We start from the raw sequence: 17,006 nt of genomic DNA, 5'->3' as shown, positions 1-17,006 counted from the left end.
TAAAATAGATGGAACAAAGCGTGGGAAGACCGAAGTCGAGGGAATTAAAATTGACTCACCCCAGTCTATAAGATCTCTAATAAGAGGAGTACCTATCGTGTTGCCGAGGCGCCTTATAAAAAGAATAATTGAGTTTGCCTTTTTCTTGACCATGATTGTCTCCGGATTCGGATGTAGCGACGGGAGCAAGCGCTACCCCGTTGCACCACCAAATTCTAGAGCAGAAAGCTTTGTCAAAGAAACCAGGCTTTTTGAAATAGGATCCGAAAAGTATGATGCAGATTTCGGAACGATCACTGTATCGGAAAACAGAAGCAGACCCGCATCCCGCTTAATCAACATACCCTTTCTTCGTATTCACTCTCATTCAAGAAATCCTGCAGAGCCGATATTCGGCCTCGCCGGTGGACCCGGTCAGAGCAATATGTCATGGGACCGGGGGAAAGCGTGGACTTTTCTTCCTGAACACGATTTCGTACTCGTCGGGTACAGAGGTGTCGATGGCTCAACTGTACTCGACTGCCCGGATGTTACCGAAGCATTCAAGAAAGCCAGCGATCCATTGAGCGAAGAATCGATGAAGATGATCGGACGTGCATGGGGTGCAGGTGCAGAGCGTTTGAAAGCGCAGGGTGTCGATCTCGATGGATACTCGATGATCGAGTGCATCGAAGACAATGAATCTGTTCGCACGGCATTAGGCTACGACCGCATCGATCTCTTGAGCGAGAGTTACGGCACCCGCGTCGCATATCTCTACGGACTTAAACATCCTGAACGTATATTCCGGTCAGCCATGATCGGGGTCAATCCTCCCGGGCATTTTGTCTGGGAGCCGCAGACGGTTGACGAACAATTGAAACGCTACGCGAATCTGTGGTCATGGGATTCCACAATGACCGGAAAGAGTCCTGATCTTTATAGAACCATGCGAAACATTTTGAACAACATGCCGCCTCGTTGGCTGGTCTTTCCCATCAATCCCGGGAAAGTGAAGGTAGTCACCTTCGCTCTACTCTTCCATCGCAGCACCGCGGCAATGGCATTCGATGCGTACGTCGCGGCAGAACATGGAGACCCAAGCGGACTGGCCCTGATGTCACTCGCGTATGATTATGTCATGCCCTCGCTGGTGACATGGGGCGATCTCGCTTCGAAAGCCGTCGGTGCGGATTTCGATTCCACGCGAAACTATTCCGCCGATATGGAGCCTCGTGATTTGCCTCTTGGTTCTCCGATGGGCAAACTGCTGTGGGGTCCACTAAGCTATGGCCATTGGCCCATGACGCACTTGCCGGAGAAATTCCGGAAAGCACAGCGATCCAATGTAGAGACATTGCTTTTGAGCGGAAGCGTAGATTTTTCCACGCCACCTGAATTTGCAACGAATGAGCTGCTCCCCTACTTGAAAAATTGCAGACAGATTATTCTTTCCGAATGCGGTCACGTGAACGATATATGGTATGCTAAAGTGGAAAACACCAGGCTCATCCTGACGAGTTTTTATGACAAGGGTGTGCCGAACACGTCGTTGAACTCATACATACCGATGAATTTCGGAGTGAGCTGGGGCTTCGCGCTCATTGCAAAAGCTGCGCTCGCTGCAATTGTCGTTGTAGTAATCGCCTTTGCTGCAATCGTTATTTGGTTTATAAGACGTTATCGCAGAAGGCACGGCAAGACACTACTCGTAGCATAGATGATAGACGACAAACTCATATCATGGCTCCTTGAGGGCGATGTGTCGATACAATACCAGACGTACAGAGATTTGTGGGGCGTTGATAAACCGCAGCTCAGGAGAAGAATCGAGAGGGAAGGATGGGGAGCGAAGTTTCTTTCGTTCCGTAAATCGAACGGACATTGGGGAGGAGCATTTTATCTGCCGAAATGGACATCGACCCATTATACTCTCCTTGACCTGAAGTATCTTTGTATTTCGCCCGGCAACAAGACTATCTCGGAAACCCTCAAGATGGTTTTTGAGAAGGAAAAGGGGCCGGACGGCGGATTGAATCCATTGAAGTCGGTAAAGGTCAGCGACGTCTGTGTGAACGGGATGGCGTTGGATTACTCGTCATATTTTCAAGTTAAAGAAGAGCGTCTGAAGTCCATCGTCGATTTCCTGTTGTCGGAGCAAATGCCTGACGGTGGTTTCAATTGTCACTCCAACAGGAAGGAGAAGAAACCGGTACACAGCTCTCTGCACACGACGCTTTCCGTTGTCGAAGGAATTCTCGAATACGAGAGAAACGGTTATACATACAGGTTGAGTGAGCTTCCCGAAGTCCGGCACGATTCACACGAGTTCATTCTACGGCATAAATTATTCCGCTCCCATCGAACAGGCGGGATCATCAAGTCTGATTTCTTAAGATTGTCTTATCCCTGCCGTTGGCGCTACGATATTCTGAAAGCCCTCGATTATTTTCGTCTGGCAGAAGTGAAATATGACAAAAGGATGAATGATGCCATCGATGCTCTCCTGGAAAGAAGGAGTGAAGCGGGGCAATGGAAGTGCGCGAGACATCCGGGCTTCACGCATTTCGAAATGGAGAAATCCGGGGAGCCAAGCCGGTGGAACACATTGAGGGCACTGCGGGTCCTGAAATATTTCGGCAAAGTGGGTTAAATGATCGCGGTCAATGCTCGTTCCGTTTGAATTTGTGCCACGTTTAGATTAAAATAAAACGTTCCCCTTTTGATCGGTCTACAAATCAGGATCAAACGATGTCAGACAAAATAGAAAAAGCAGTAGAAACATTTTTAGGTGGATATCTTTGCTCGCAGGCTGTGTTCTCCACCTATGGACCGCTCTATGGAATAGATGAGAAACAGGCGATGAAGATCGGAACCGGATTTGGTGCGGGCATGGCACGAATGCAGGATGTCTGCGGCGCGGTGACCGGAGCGTTTATGGTCATAGGTGCAAAGTACGGAAACGTGGATGCTGCAGACAGACAATCGGTGGGAAAAACGTACCAGGACGTCAGGAAGTTTGCCGACCGCTTCCGTGAACTTCACGGCACAATTGTATGCAAGGAAATCTTAGGGGGCATCGACCTCAATACCGAGGGAGGCCAGAAAGAGTTCAAAGAAAAGAACATGGTGAAGACGATTTGTGCTCAGTGCGTTCGCGATGCGGCGAAAATTTTGGAAGAGCTCGACTGAAAAATCTTGGAATGCAAATTATGCTTGAGTTCATGCAGAGTTTTAAGCAAAGTGAAAATCAAGATTAAGCGGGAAAAACTTCAAAGACAAATTCATATGTTGATGAACGAGAGATATGATCCGGTAGCAACTTGCGGAATGGACCGCGGAGTATGTGAACCGTATGCATGCAGGGACAACCATAAGCTCTTCAACAGGCTGGTTGAACGGCGCATGCTGAAAGACAAAAGGCCTTGCGACGGCTGCAGGGCCGTTAAAGGAAATTGCCCGGTTATCGGAGGAGCCTGTGAAACTTACGGGTGCGCCTCTGAAAATAAAGTGGAATTTTGTTTTGACTGTGATAAGTTCCCCTGCGAGAGACTCGATCCCGCGGCAAACAGGGCCGGGATTTTGCCGCATAATTTGAAAGTGTTCAGCCTTTGTACCATCAAACGGATCGGTTTGGATACATTTGTGGATAAATCGCCGGAGATCAAGAGAAGATACTCGTCGGCAAGATGGCAATAGGAAAAGGACTCCAACTGGAATAAAATCAATGCGCAATTTACAGCTTGAAATTTTATGTAAGCGTGCCCAACTGGAATCCTGATCAGTATTTAAAATTTGCAGACGAATGGACGCAGCCATTTGTAGACCTCGCCGCACGGATTGACGTAAGGAATCCGAAGTCTATCATCGACGTCGGTTGCGGTTCGGGCAACAGCACTCAGGTTCTCCGTCAGAGATGGCCCAACGCAAAAATTTCAGGCCACGATAGTTCGGTCGAAATGATAAAGAAAGCCAAAGAGGACTTCCCGGACGACGAGTGGCTTATCGGCGATGCTACAGATTTCAATTTCGACGGAAAATTCGACATCGTGTTTTCGAATGCGGCGATCCAGTGGATGCCGGACCATGGATCACTCTTGCCGAGGCTTTTAGAAAATGTGAATCATGGAGGCGCGCTGGCTGTTCAGGTTCCGGCGAATAACGGGTCGCCGTTGCATCAGGCATTGCTCACAGTCTCTTCAAGCTGGAAATGGTCGCCTTCATAACCGGAGCAGAAAAACAAATAACCTACCATGACAGCGAATATTATTATAACATCATGGTACAAATCTCCAGGAAGCTGGATATTTGGGAAACTATTTACTATCATGTGTTGAATTCTCATGCGGAGCTAGTGGAGTGGTACAAATGAACCGGGATGAGGCCGTTCTTAGAAAGGCTTCCCGATGAAACGAGCCGTGATGAATTTGAGAGCGAAGTCCTTGCGAAATGCGCCAATCTTTATCCGGTGCAAAAAAACGGGAAAGTACTTTATCCGTTCAAGAGAATTTTCTTTATCGCCCGCAAGTAAGATGGTATAGTTTTAAAAAAACGGAGATCGAAGTTCGGAGCTGAACTGCTTCTGACTGACAACTGTTTTTGGTTCAAAGAGGAGGCGAAATTATGAAACGCGTAACGGGAATAGGTGGAATCTTCTTCAAATGCGAGAATCCGGAAAGTATTTTGAGATGGTACAACGAACATCTGGGAATTTCTCCAGTTGGGGAAAGCGCTGTTTTTGAATGGATGCAGAAGGAAAAAGCGGGCGAATACGGGCATACGGTATGGGGACCTTTCGAGAGGGTGACGAAATATTTTCATCCATCGACGAAAGATTTCATGATCAACTACCGCGTAGAAAACCTCGAAGCCCTGATCGAAAGACTCAGGGAAGAGGGAGTAGAAATTGTCGGAGACATAGAGAAATATGATTACGGCAAGTTTGGATGGATCATGGATCCTGAAGGGAACAAGATCGAGTTGTGGGAGCCCGACGACAAGATTTTCAGGAAGACAAGCATGCTGGACGGTTAAACGCCACCAGGGATTTTTGCTCAGCTCTTCTTCTGTTTTTCCAAAGTCGACTTTACCTTTTCAAGCAGCTCCTCAATGCTGTAAGGCTTTCCAATAAGACCCGTGACTCCCTCGCCAACCAGCTTTCCCTCATCCTTAATGGACCCGCTTGAGATGAGGAGGGGAACGTTCAAGCCGATTTTCTTCAGAGCGCGAAAGGTCTCGTCGCCGTTCATCTCGGGCATATTTCTATCAAGAATCACAAGACAGATTTCGTTTTTCTCTTTGTTGAAAGCATCGACAGCTTCGATTCCATTCGACGCTGCGATAACCGTGTAACCGGCACTCTCAAGAATCTCGACGACCAGTTCCCTCATCGCTTGCTCGTCTTCAGCAATGAGAATCTTTTCGCCCTCCCGTTTTCTATCCCAACCACTGGAAGAATCACGCATTCCATTTGCCTCCCTTCCTCCGGTCCGTCACTTCTCGGCAAAAGATTTGTAGTTATCGGCGACATACCAGAACGAGGAACTTAAAGAATATTTTCAAAGACGCACTCTCTATTGAGTTAACCGCACCAGCCTCGCAAAGATTCCCCGGGAAAAGACTTAACCAAGAACGAAGAGCGTCATTGAATTCGTTGTTTTTTACACATTCAGCCGGGCTTCTCGTTCAGACGGCTTTTGATGACCCATCGAAAGAGGCATACCTTCCTTGCTTGATATTTACTCTGGGCTTTGATATTTTTTTCACATATAAGCACTTAAACTCATGGAGCCTTATACATACAGATTGCTAAAGTGTCAATAAAATTATTCGTCGAGTAGTATTAAGCAGTCTGTATAGGTGGAAATTATTAAGGCTAATACGAGCCGCTTCGCGCTGACAGCCGTCCCCGTTTGCATAATTAATGCCGGAGTGTGGGCATTTATCTTCACGGGATGCTTTGGACACGCTGCGAAGACGGGAAATTACCAGCCTGGTTCCTCACGACGGGATACGACCTCGTTAGGCCATCCATCACCGCAAAACGTTTCTACCAATCGCGATACGGTTAAATCCGCGTCGATAGATTCCATTGCCCGCGGAAAGGAGCAATCCATCCGGCCGGAGGTTGGCGACAGTCTGATGTCAAAGCACGCCTATGATACTCTTTCTGCAAGAGGAAAAACGGACTCGATGCTGGCTCGCACGGATTCTTCAGGGATAAAGTCGGACACAATTTCTTTAGATTCGCTGAAACTTTCCAAATGGCTGTCGGGGATAAGGCACGACAATCCCCAGGCACAGATCTTTCCCGGATATCGTTACCCGCTTTTCATCTATTCCGACGTGGTGCAGAGAACTGCCACCATCGACAGTGCCGGGGACGATGTGGACGTTCAGGAAACACTGTGGGGAAAAGACATAAGAATTCCAATCCAGATTCCATTGAACCAGTACGTCAAGCTTGAGGAAAATTATTTTATCCAGAAAAATTGGGAAGATCTTGCTCATGCGTACACCTCGAAAACAGGTGTGAACCAGCTTGGCTCTCTCATGTCGGGGATAACCAACATAGACATACCGATTCCTTCGAATCCAGTTCTCAGCATCTTTGGTCCTCCAAGGATCAATTTAAAAATATCGGGAGCCGTCGATGTCCATGGTGCATGGAGAAATCAAAAAACCGACCAGCAGACTCTCTCCGCGCTCGGGAATGTTACGAACCAGCCGGATTTCAAACAGGATGTCCAGATAAATGTCGACGGAACGGTGGGAGACAAACTGAGCATCGGAGCAAACTGGGATACTCAAAACCAGTTCGACTATGAAAACCAGCTGCATATAAAGTACACGGGCTACGACGACGAAATTATCAAGAGCGTCGAGGCGGGAAACGTATCTATGTCTACGCCGTCTTCATTTGTCGGGAGCAGCCAGGCGCTGTTCGGAATCAAAGCCACTGCTCAATTCGGTCCGCTCACTCTTACTGGACTCGCAAGTCAACAGAAAGCACAGGGGAAAAGTCTGACTTACAGCGGCGGATCTTCTGCCCTGCCAATCAGTTTCCGTGCTACCGATTTTTCGCAAAACCATTTCTTCATCGATACGAATTATATCGGGGAATATGAAGACTACTATCAAAGCGGCCGTACTCAAATAGATAAGCAGGCTCTCATCATTACACAGATCGAAGTTTACGAATCGATTTTTAATCCCGCGGGAAATCCTAATGTTAGATCTTGTGTAACCGTGATGGACCTGCCTCCCAATAACACAGCCAGCCAAAGTTATTATTCAAATTTACAAACCAAAGGCGCCACCGATTCCTCGGGGCAGGTTGAAAACGGCCTTTTTATAAAACTTGATCCGTCTCAGTACAGCATTGATAAGAACACCGGCGTTCTGACTCTCAATACCAGTTATACCGCTGAGCAGATAATAGCAGTCGTCTACAGCACACAAGGGGGCAATACTTACGGCACCTTTTCTTTTGCCGATACATCAGCAAAAGACAGGCTGGTTCTCAAGCTAGTAAAGCCGAAAAATAAACTAATCCACGATGCCAGTCACGCGGAAGCCTGGCGATTGATGCTGCGGAACATTTACTCCGTCGGAGGAACGAATCTCAGCGCGAGTTCCATAAAGGATCTTAAGATACTTTACACGCCGTCCGGCACCACGGCGCAGGATAATATAAACGGGATAAGCCTCGTACACTTGTTTCGCATCGACGGAACGGGAACTGCAGGCGCGCAGAATACTTTTTATTATAACGACGGGGTCGACATAGACTCATATCACGGCGAGCTAATCTTCCCGTTCATCGAGCCTTTCGTGGAGGCGTTCCACCAATCTGGAAACGGTTATTCGATATCGAATCCAGATTCCTTTGTATATGAGTCTATTTATGATACGACGGACGATTTTTATCCTTCGGATACACACAACCTCTTTTCGGTAACCGGTTCCTACGTTGGTTCGAGCACTTCTAGAATTCCCCTCGGGTTTAATCTCGTCCAGGGAAGCGTCAAAGTTCTGTACAACGGCCAGCCGCTGGTCCCCGACCAGGATTATTCCATCGATTATCTCACCGGTGAACTGACTATTAGAAATCAGGCGGCGCTCCAGCCGGGTGCGAACGTCCAGATTCAATACGAGACGAACGACATTTTCACAATCGCATCAAAATCGCTCAGCGGTCTTAGGGGCGATTTGAAAATCAACGACCAGACCGGTCTTGGATTTACCTTGATGAACTACTCGCTCCAGTCGCCAAACGATAAAGTCCAGGTTGGGGAAGAACCGATGAGCAATTTGATACTTGGAGTCGATGGAGGAACCTCCGCCGATCTTCCATTCCTTACGAAAGCTCTCGATGCGCTTCCTTTGATCCAGACGGCTGCTCCATCAAGGTTAACGTTGCACGGTGAAGCCGCTTACATGCTTCCGAATCCCAACACAAGGACGAGCCCGATCCCGGATGACAACGGACAGGGCGTGGCGTACATTGACGACTTTGAGGGAGCGAAAAGAACTATCCCTCTGCCGATAAACTTCTCTTCATGGTCGATAGCAAGTCCGCCAAAGAACACCGCCATAGATTCGGTGTTAAACCGGGAAGTGCCTGACTCAACGAAGAACGACTATCGCGGATGGGCATACTGGTACAACGATATTCCGCCGACTACACTTTCTAAGGATATATGGCCCAGCAAACAGGTTTCCGTCGATCAGCAGACGGTGACGGTGCTCCATGTTGGTTTCCTCGACACCGTGAGGGGTCAATACAATAGAGCCCGCGACATAGACACGACTTTGGATACCAAGAACAACAATCCAAACCTGGCAAAACTGGCATGGGGTGGCATGATGGTGGATCTCTCGTCCAACGCCAGCGACCTCGTCGGGCAAAACATAAACTACCTGGAGGTTTGGATGCAGATCGATCCATCGACGCATCCCCACGGCACTATGCACGTCGATATCGGGCAGATCGGAGAGGATGTCTTTGGGGATGGAGTCTTTCGCTCGGAGGACACTACCGGTTTAGGAGTGCGCAATAACGATCTTGGAATAGACCAGTTTTCGATTGCGGAGGAGAATTCATTATTTCCGTGGATCAAAGACAAGCCGGACCGACCATGGTGGAACGTTAATGATTCCATCAGTGCGGATCCCGACGGAGGTGCTTACTTCGCAGACATAAACGGTCATAATTATCTTAGAGTCAACGGTACAAAGTATAATTCCGTCTCCGCGACTGGGCTTCTTCCAGATGGCGAGGATCTTAACCACAATCGATTCTTAGATCAGACGAACAGTTATTACGAGTACGACGTAAAGCTGGACACGACGAACAATAAGTATGTCGCCGGTGTTGGCTCGAAAGGATGGTACGAATACCTGATCCCGCTTAAAGATACTTCGAAAGTTATCGGGCAGCCGAGCCTTTCCGTGGTGCAATCCGTCAGAGTCTGGTTCGATGGAATGACTTCACCCATGCTGGTAAATATAGCGGAGATGGACCTCGTCGGAAACTATTGGCGGACACCGGACGTGAAGGACACGACAATGCAAGCTTCCGTCGTCGATGTCTTCGATAATCCCGGTTATAATGCGCCTGTTCCGGGTCTTCAGCCGGTCGATCATTCAAATCCGACGACTCCCCTTACACTCAACGAGCAGTCTCTGGATTTGATCCTCAATGGCTTGCATGGTGGCGATTCGAGATATGTGCTCAAGTATCTTCCGACTTCGCTAAACGTTTTCCACTATAAAGACATGAAGTTCTTTGTTCATGGAGATCCGAATTTCCGTTACGTTGATTCCACTGATCATGATGCGGACATTTACATAAGATTCGGCAGCGATTCGCTGAACTTTTATGAATATAGACAACCTCTTAGGTACATAAACAATCCTGTGCCCCCCATAAGGGCCGGCTGGCAGGATATAACTATCAATTTTGCGGAACTCACTGCGATCAAACAGCGGCGGGACTCTGTAAATCAACCAAACGTCGTGCCTCTTCCCACCGACAATGGAATTCCCGGCTCGACTTACTGGCTTCAAGGGAACCCGTCGTTGATGAGTGTTTCATATTTCCAGATCGGGATCACGAACAAGAGGGCTGGAAGCGCGACAGTGCTTCACGGGTCTGTCTGGGTCGATGAACTCAGGCTCACGGACGCCGACAATACTCCAGGCGGTGCTTATAGTTTCAGCGCAAATCTCCAGCTCGCCGACTTTGGCGCACTTGCATTCAATTTCTCTAAGACAGATCCGTACTTTCACGGACTTACAACCCAGTTTGGATCGTTGAATACGCAGCAGAACTGGGGAGTAAACGCTTCCCTCAGTCTCGAGAGACTCCTGCCGCGCGAATGGCAAGGGACGAGCATACCATTTGCTTATTCTCACAGCGAAAGCTTTTCAAATCCGTTGTACCTTGCCGGAAGCGACATACTCGTCAGCGAAGCCGTTGCAAAAAGGAAGCAGTACCTGGATACCCTGGGATATGCACCGGGAGCCGCCGCATCCCTGGCGGATAGCCTGCAGACCAGTTCGCAGGTGCTGAGAGTTCAGAATTCCTGGTCGATTCCTACGCTGCGTATAGCCGTTCCTTCCACAAAATGGTATTTCAAGGATATCCTCAACAATATCACTATGGGATACAGCTGGTCTGGTTCACAGTATCGAGACACCCAGGTCAAGAGCGGAAATCAATGGACATGGAATTTTTCAAGCGGGTATTCGGTCCAGCTTGATCCTGCGGCATGGTTTACACCTTTTCCGTCGAAGAGCAAGACAACAACAAGCAGCTCGCCGATTTCCAATCCAAATCCACGAGGTTTCAATCCTCCCAGTGGAGGTCCCGAAAATATTAACCCTCCCGGGAACATTCCTTCGACAAATTCTCCAGGCCAGGATTTCCAGATCAGGTATTTGCCGAGCTCGTTTAACTTGTCTATGAGTGCATCGAGGATGCTCGCGGTGGAGGATTACTGGACGCAAATTAATCCTAGAATTACGCCGAATTTCTCGTCGTCGAGATCGGGAGGTTTCAACTGGCGCCTGACCAATAATGGAATACTGAATCCTACTATCGACTATCGGTTTTCAGTAAACAGCTCGCTTTATTTGATCGACGTAGATACGGCCGGTGGCAAAAGCATACCGCGCCCGGACTCTTATGTGTTCCGCCAGATATTCCTGAACAACGGGCTTATAAACTTCGGCTCCGATTACGATTACTCTCAGCAATTTTCGCTCACGACACAGCCGAAACTTCCGTTCAATATACAGCAATATATTGATATGCAGGCGAGCTATAACTCCGCATATCATTGGAGCAATAACCTGCAACAAGCACAGCTTGCGAAAACATCGGGCGTCAATGGCACTTTGCAGTTAGGCTCAACCATTCGTTTGAAGGCGCTTACCGATCCTTTGTTCGGTGGAAGTACGAGCGCGGCAATATCCACCACACCCGATACTCTTCAACCACAGCCACCTTCCTCAAATGCACGGGGACGCGGCCATGGACGCGAGGAATTCGAGCTTCCTGCAGACACGACATCAACGGTCACTGCAAGCGGCGGAAAAGGAAACCAACTCGGCAATCTTGCAAATATCCTGATAAAGGTCCCGTTCCTGAATTTCGAGAGCGTCTCGATAAATTTCTCTTCCGCTGATATGTCGCAGAACAACGGACTGCCATCTCTAAGACCGGGTATGGCGAATTTTTTCAGAGTACCGTTCATCCAGGAGAATAATCCGGCGCTCGGCCCCTCACAACTGTATCAACTCGGACTTATTTCCGATCCTTACAGCAAGCTCGTCTTTTTCACAAAGAAAGGCTTTCCCTTCTTTGGCTTCGGGGAGACTCAGACCGTGAGAATTGCCAGTCCGTCCGATTCAAGTAGATTTATCATCAATGATATCTTTACAAATACTAATTCAATGGACATTAGGACCTCGAGAAATTTATGGCAGGGCGCAAGAATAGATCTCTCGTGGCACGTCGGGTGGAGTTATAATCGCAACATCCAATACGCGACCGACACACGCGGTAATCCGATATATGACTCCGCCACTGCCAACATTGCGCTTTCCGGGCAAATCAACAGGAGCTTCTTTACAATCCCGCCGGTGCTGTTCCTTTCCGCGTTTAAGAGCGGAATAAATCAGGTCGAGACGGATTATCAAGCAAATAAAAACGATCCGACAAATACGGTCTCAGACCAGCAGAAGCTTTCACAGGCGTTCGTCAAAGGATTCGAAACACTTCCAATTCTTGACAAAATATTCGGACAGTACATGCCGCGAATGAACTATTCGTTTACCTGGGACGGTCTCGAACAGTTTCCGCTGTTCAAAAGTTTTGCTACTCACGTAAGTTTCAATCATGCATACCAATCGACATACTCAGAAAACTGGCACATCACAAACGGGGCTGCTCAGGTCACAGATGCACAGACGGTGTCTTACGGTTTTCAGCCCTTGGCCGGACTCAACATCGCATTCAAAAGCATAGGCGACGCGACAATATCGGGTTCGATTCTGTATAACACATCCGACCAGTATAGCTTGAATCCGAATAATTTTTCGATCGCACAGCAGCATACAGGACAACTCACAATCACGGCAGACTATGCAAAGAGAGGGTTTTCTATACCCTTATTCGGATTAAATCTGCAAAATGACGTCGACATAAGCGCAAGCTATTCAGCCGCCTCATCGACGCAGTTCAACTTTGACATGAACAATTTTAGCGGGAGCGGCAGTCCGCTCAGTGGAACCACTCAGACTACGCTTGAGATTCGATTCAGGTACGAAGTGAGCCAGCGAGTGACGGCATCGATTTATTACCGGAACACGAAAATTATTCCGACGGTTCAGGCTTCGCAGGTTCCCGGCACGACGACAAATGAGGCCGGCGTCGACGTACACGTTTCAATAGCAGGATGATGAAAAACTTTGAAGGTTGAATTTTTGGTATTGAATTCTGAACCCTTAGACTCAATCTGAAATCCAAAAATTAGGATTGAGAATTATTGAGTAACCATCAGCGTTTCATGTTTGCCGCCTTGAAAGAGGCGGAGGAAGCCTACAGCAATAACGAAGTGCCGGTAGGCGCGGTGATAGTCAAAAGCGATGCTATTATAGCGCGGGCGCACAACCAGGTTGAAAGGCTTCAGGATCCGACGGCTCACGCGGAGATAATTGCGATCGGCGCCGCGGCAAACCATCTCGGGAGCTGGAGATTGAAAGGGTGCACGCTCTACGTAACGCTCGAGCCGTGCCCGATGTGCGCGGGAGCGATCGTTCTTTCACGACTCGACAGGATTGTGTTCGGATCGTTCGATCCAAAGATGGGAGCATGTTCCACTTTGTATAACATCGTGCAGGATGAACGGTTGAATCATCGAGTGGAGATAATTTCCGGCATAATGGATGACGACGCAAAATTGCTTTTGAGGGAATTCTTTGAGAAAAAGAGGGAATGATGCAGGACCGGGTTTCGATCCCGTCCGGGCTAAACTTTTCTCTCGACAAAATACATATCGACCGGTTCCATATTTTTTATAGCTAGAGCACCCCGCGGCTCAAGTGTATAACGATCGGTTTCGAGAAGCTGGTCGAACACGCGCTGCGAAACATTGATCTTGTTCGGCAGGGATGCTGCTTCGAGCCGCGATGCGATATTTACCGTCGGACCCCACACATCGTAAATAAACCGCCATGTCCCGATTATTCCGGTTATCGCGGGACCCGTATGGACACCGATCCTCAGCGCCCATTCATGTCCCGTTTTCGTCTTAATACCTTTCGCAAATTTGCATACAATATCTCGAATTTCCAGTGCTCCCTCCACTGTATCGACAAGCTGGTTATTTTCTGTGGAGAGGCCGCCCGCGAACATATAACAATCGCCGATAGTTCTTAATTTTTCAAGCCTGTGCTTCCTCACTGACTCGTCGAACGCATTTGACATCTCCTCCAGGATTTTAAGCACCTCCCGCGCGTCTGAGGTTTCCGCGATTTTATAGAATGATACAAAATCTGCAAACACGATGGTCGTGGAAGGGTTATATTCCGGCGGCGGATAATCTCTGCCGTCGATTTGTTTCACGACATTTTCAGGCAAAATATTCTTAAGGATCGATTCTATTTTCTTCTTCGTGTCTTCGATCTCGATTTTCTGGCGCTCGATTGTCTTCGTGTTCAGGAATTCACGTACTCTTGCGGAGAAAACCAAACGTGACAGAACCCAAGCTACAACTGCGAGCGCTGACCCGTTGATATAATGTCCAAGCAACACATCGTGGTTTGGTTGTGTTTGAGAGATGCCGACAACGAAAAACACGTGCGCCGCAACGTACATCATCAGGCTCGTAGCTCCCGTCACGTAAAATGCAACAGCGATTCCGAATACGGCCATGATATGGACAGCAATCAATCCGTGAATCATCTGATCAACCGAGGATAAAGCGGCGCTCCATGCCAGAAAGAAAAGCATGAACGATACAGCAACGGCCATGTGGGAGACGCGCACATCTTTGGCGGACGCAGGTTTTGAAATTGTCATGATTAATATGAAAAAGAGAAGACCGGTCTCCAGTACGATATGCGAATAAAAAAGATACAGATACCCCGGCATCGCCGTCCACAGGCCCGCGGCCTTGTGCCGAAGGTCGACGTACAGAAGGAAAAGGTGAATTAGAAATATTGCGACCGCCAATATCCTTGCGCGGAAGCAGTTTGTCTAATAGGCTTCCTGCAGAAATTCGCGGCGTTCTCCTTGAGGAATTGCGCTCAGGCTATTCTGCCAGAAACGCGGTATAGATTTATTCAAGACGCTCCACCATATCTATTTTCTTCCAGCTCTTTTTCAATGCGAGAACCAGCCGGTGCACTCTCGGATAAAATTACGATGCTTTTCTAAAACCATCTAATCTTTTATATTTTTTTGCGTCCAGGTTATTATTTTGTAAAGCATTTTAAAGGAGATAAGATGTTTGTAAAAACCGCCCATGGAAAAATTGCCTATGAAACTTATGGCGAGAACAAAAACCGCGGCATAGTCTTCATCCACGGTTTCCCGTTTGACAAGTCGATGTGGCACGAGCAGGGAAGACTCATTTCAAACGACCATTTCGGTGTTGCGTTCGATTTGAGAGGACATGGCGAAAGCGACGTAGGAAGCGGACAGTACCTCGTCGAGTTCATAGTTGATGACCTGTTCGAAGTCATGGATCACGTTGGTTTGAAGAAAGCTGTCGTCTGCGGACTTTCTATCGGCGGTTACGCGGCAATGAGGGCAACAGATCGCGATCCAACCCGGATTTCCGGGCTGATTCTCTGCAATACGAAAAGCTCGGCCGACACAAATGCATCAAAATTAAATCGCGCGAACCAGATAAGGATGATTCTCGCGCGAAGGAAATCCCAATTTGCCGACGATATGGCACAAGCTCTCTTCGCGCCGGAAAGTTTCCGGAAAAACAAGACCGCAGTTCACAAAATTGTTTCGATCATGAGGTCGACCGATGAAACCGCCCTCATCGGCACACAGATCGCGCTGGCCGCGAGGATGGACATGACGGAGAGCCTCGAAAAAATATCCGTGCCGACGCTGATTATCACGGGAGAAAAGGATAAAGTGGCTCCTCAAGCGGATGCGGAGTTGATGCGGTCAAAGATAAAAAACTCGAAGTTCGTATTGGTTCGTGGTGCCGGGCATCTTTCAAATCTTGAGAACGCCAGCGAGTTCAACTCGGCGCTGGTGGGTTTTTTGAAGGACAATAATATCTAAGCGGATGAGAATTGCCGATAATGAATTCTAGATTGGAATTCAGAATTCAACATTGATTTAGTACGAATTCTTTATGAACAAATAGAAGAAGCTTGCGACGAACGCGTACTGTACAAGCCGCGAGAGATCGTAGTTTCGCTTCTTCAAAGTTGACCATGCATACGCGAGAAGGAACATGGCCATTGTCAATCCTGCAAATACCCCGAAACATTGCAGATAGTTCAAAGTTTCACCGACTGATTCCACGAGCGATATGTTTCTCATGCTCGATCCGTAAACGAAAAGGATGTGGGCGACGTAGACCAGAAACGATTCTCGTCCGAATATTTTTACCGACGACCAGCCATGATTCCGTTTAGTTTCGTACCAGATAATTGCACTCAGAATCCAAAGTAACACTCCGAGCCTGAGAAGGAACCACCCGGGTGCATAGTCGTATAGGTTTATCTGCGGGAGAAAAGTTTTGTGGACGAGCACGAGCAGGATTCCTGCTGTTATAAGAATCCCGCCGATAAGGGGCAGCCTTTGTCCAAACCTGCGTTTCCCGCTTTTGGCATCCACAACTTTCTCGAAAGTGATTTTCTGCGAGGAGATAATTCCTGCGATCAGGAAGCTTGACCACGGGAAGAGCGGGAAGAGTGAACCGTGAAGTCTATTGAAGTATTGCCCTATAAACTCATGTGTGGCCTGATATGGATCGAAGATTCCGAAGACAGGAGCGACAAGTATAAATAGCCAGAAGAGTCCCCATAAGATTATATTAAATGTCCGGTCGGATTTTACGATAGTTCTAATCAGGTGTACCAGTATCAAGGTGGCGGCAATGCACTGAAGGATATCAATTGCGAAGAATGCCGTCATATCTTCCGGTGTTGAGCCATGCACGGTTTTGAGAAGCGAGAAGTACGGAATGTGCATGAGATAACCGGTGGCCCAGATGAAAACAAGCCGCTTCAGATGTTTCCACAATTCCGGAGAAAAACTCCGGTAGGCATCTCCTTTTCTATTCAAAGCGAGTGTAAAAGAAAAACCCGCGACGAAAAGAAAAGACGGAGCGACGAAACCATTTATGAAATCGAGTGTCCCGAAAATGAAACTCCCCCTGAGTGAATCGCGAAGAAGCGCATTGACAACGTGCGTCTCCACCATGAATATCGTTGCGAGCCCCCTGAATTGATCGATATACCCGATGCGTTCTTTAGCCACTTTA

At 48.1% G+C, this 17,006-nt stretch carries 13 protein-coding genes; 10 read left to right on the top strand and 3 right to left on the bottom strand.

Going from position 1 to position 17,006, the window contains the following annotated elements; genetic code table 11:
• The first annotated feature begins 97 nt into the window (after positions 1-97).
• The 7 genes from VLX91_14765 (at position 98) to VLX91_14735 (ending at position 5,013) form a co-directional block, all read left to right on the top strand.
• Complete coding sequence (locus VLX91_14765) at positions 98-1,699, top strand: alpha/beta hydrolase (GenBank protein ID HUI31469.1); 1,602 nt, start codon at positions 98-100, stop codon at positions 1,697-1,699.
• The gene (locus VLX91_14760) at positions 1,700-2,632 is read left to right on the top strand and encodes a hypothetical protein (GenBank protein ID HUI31468.1); all 933 of its coding nucleotides are present in this window, start codon (positions 1,700-1,702) and stop codon (positions 2,630-2,632) included.
• 98 nt (positions 2,633-2,730) lie between these two features.
• The gene (locus tag VLX91_14755; protein HUI31467.1) at positions 2,731-3,171 is read left to right on the top strand and encodes a C-GCAxxG-C-C family protein; all 441 of its coding nucleotides are present in this window, start codon (positions 2,731-2,733) and stop codon (positions 3,169-3,171) included.
• Between the two features lie 51 nt (positions 3,172-3,222).
• Positions 3,223-3,678 (top strand): DUF3795 domain-containing protein, encoded by a 456-nt coding sequence (locus tag VLX91_14750; GenBank protein HUI31466.1) that lies wholly within the window; start codon positions 3,223-3,225, stop codon positions 3,676-3,678.
• A 44-nt stretch (positions 3,679-3,722) separates the two neighbouring features.
• Positions 3,723-4,205 (top strand): methyltransferase domain-containing protein, encoded by a 483-nt coding sequence (locus VLX91_14745; GenBank protein HUI31465.1) that lies wholly within the window; start codon positions 3,723-3,725, stop codon positions 4,203-4,205.
• The gene (locus VLX91_14740; GenBank protein ID HUI31464.1) at positions 4,190-4,351 is read left to right on the top strand and encodes a hypothetical protein; all 162 of its coding nucleotides are present in this window, start codon (positions 4,190-4,192) and stop codon (positions 4,349-4,351) included. The genes VLX91_14745 and VLX91_14740 overlap by 16 nt, the downstream gene beginning before the upstream one ends.
• A gap of 251 nt (positions 4,352-4,602) precedes the next feature.
• Positions 4,603-5,013, top strand: a complete 411-nt coding sequence (locus VLX91_14735; GenBank protein ID HUI31463.1) for a VOC family protein — start codon at positions 4,603-4,605, stop codon at positions 5,011-5,013.
• A gap of 20 nt (positions 5,014-5,033) precedes the next feature.
• On the opposite strand, the gene VLX91_14730 is transcribed toward VLX91_14735, so the two are convergent.
• Positions 5,034-5,444, bottom strand: coding sequence for a response regulator (locus VLX91_14730; GenBank protein ID HUI31462.1), 411 nt, complete (start codon positions 5,442-5,444; stop codon positions 5,034-5,036).
• Between the two features lie 394 nt (positions 5,445-5,838).
• Between VLX91_14730 and sprA the strand changes: the two genes are divergently transcribed.
• Together sprA and tadA are read left to right on the top strand one after the other, a co-directional pair.
• The gene (gene sprA, locus VLX91_14725; protein HUI31461.1) at positions 5,839-12,948 is read left to right on the top strand and encodes a cell surface protein SprA; all 7,110 of its coding nucleotides are present in this window, start codon (positions 5,839-5,841) and stop codon (positions 12,946-12,948) included.
• An 86-nt stretch (positions 12,949-13,034) separates the two neighbouring features.
• Positions 13,035-13,487 carry a tRNA adenosine(34) deaminase TadA gene (tadA, locus tag VLX91_14720; protein HUI31460.1) on the top strand — a complete coding sequence of 151 codons (453 nt, stop codon included), beginning with the start codon at positions 13,035-13,037 and terminating at the stop codon, positions 13,485-13,487.
• A gap of 29 nt (positions 13,488-13,516) precedes the next feature.
• Here the strand turns inward: tadA and VLX91_14715 are convergent, their stop codons facing one another.
• The gene (locus tag VLX91_14715) at positions 13,517-14,722 is read right to left on the bottom strand and encodes an adenylate/guanylate cyclase domain-containing protein (GenBank protein HUI31459.1); all 1,206 of its coding nucleotides are present in this window, start codon (positions 14,720-14,722) and stop codon (positions 13,517-13,519) included.
• 273 nt (positions 14,723-14,995) lie between these two features.
• On the opposite strand from VLX91_14715, the gene VLX91_14710 reads away from it, so the two are divergent.
• The gene (locus VLX91_14710; protein HUI31458.1) at positions 14,996-15,796 is read left to right on the top strand and encodes an alpha/beta fold hydrolase; all 801 of its coding nucleotides are present in this window, start codon (positions 14,996-14,998) and stop codon (positions 15,794-15,796) included.
• A gap of 57 nt (positions 15,797-15,853) precedes the next feature.
• Here VLX91_14710 and VLX91_14705 read toward each other — a convergent pair whose 3' ends face one another.
• Positions 15,854-17,002, bottom strand: a complete 1,149-nt coding sequence (locus VLX91_14705; GenBank protein ID HUI31457.1) for a heparan-alpha-glucosaminide N-acetyltransferase domain-containing protein — start codon at positions 17,000-17,002, stop codon at positions 15,854-15,856.
• Positions 17,003-17,006: the final 4 nt, after the last annotated feature.

It is taken from the genome of Candidatus Acidiferrales bacterium (genome assembly GCA_035515795.1).
Classification (GTDB): Bacteria; Bacteroidota; Ignavibacteria; order Kryptoniales; family JAKASW01; genus JAKASW01.
This window is presented reverse-complemented; position numbering and strand designations above follow the sequence as displayed.

What these genes read in the sequence shown, in the direction of transcription:
- VLX91_14710 (HUI31458.1), top strand. Translation starts at nt 14,996, where the DNA reads ATGTTTGTAAAAACCGCCCATGGAAAAATTGCCTATGAAACTTATGGC.
- VLX91_14730 (HUI31462.1), bottom strand. Translation starts at nt 5,444, where the DNA reads ATGCGTGATTCTTCCAGTGGTTGGGATAGAAAACGGGAGGGCGAAAAG.
- VLX91_14755 (HUI31467.1), top strand. Translation starts at nt 2,731, where the DNA reads ATGTCAGACAAAATAGAAAAAGCAGTAGAAACATTTTTAGGTGGATAT.
- VLX91_14735 (HUI31463.1), top strand. Translation starts at nt 4,603, where the DNA reads ATGAAACGCGTAACGGGAATAGGTGGAATCTTCTTCAAATGCGAGAAT.
- VLX91_14740 (HUI31464.1), top strand. Translation starts at nt 4,190, where the DNA reads ATGGTCGCCTTCATAACCGGAGCAGAAAAACAAATAACCTACCATGAC.
- VLX91_14760 (HUI31468.1), top strand. Translation starts at nt 1,700, where the DNA reads ATGATAGACGACAAACTCATATCATGGCTCCTTGAGGGCGATGTGTCG.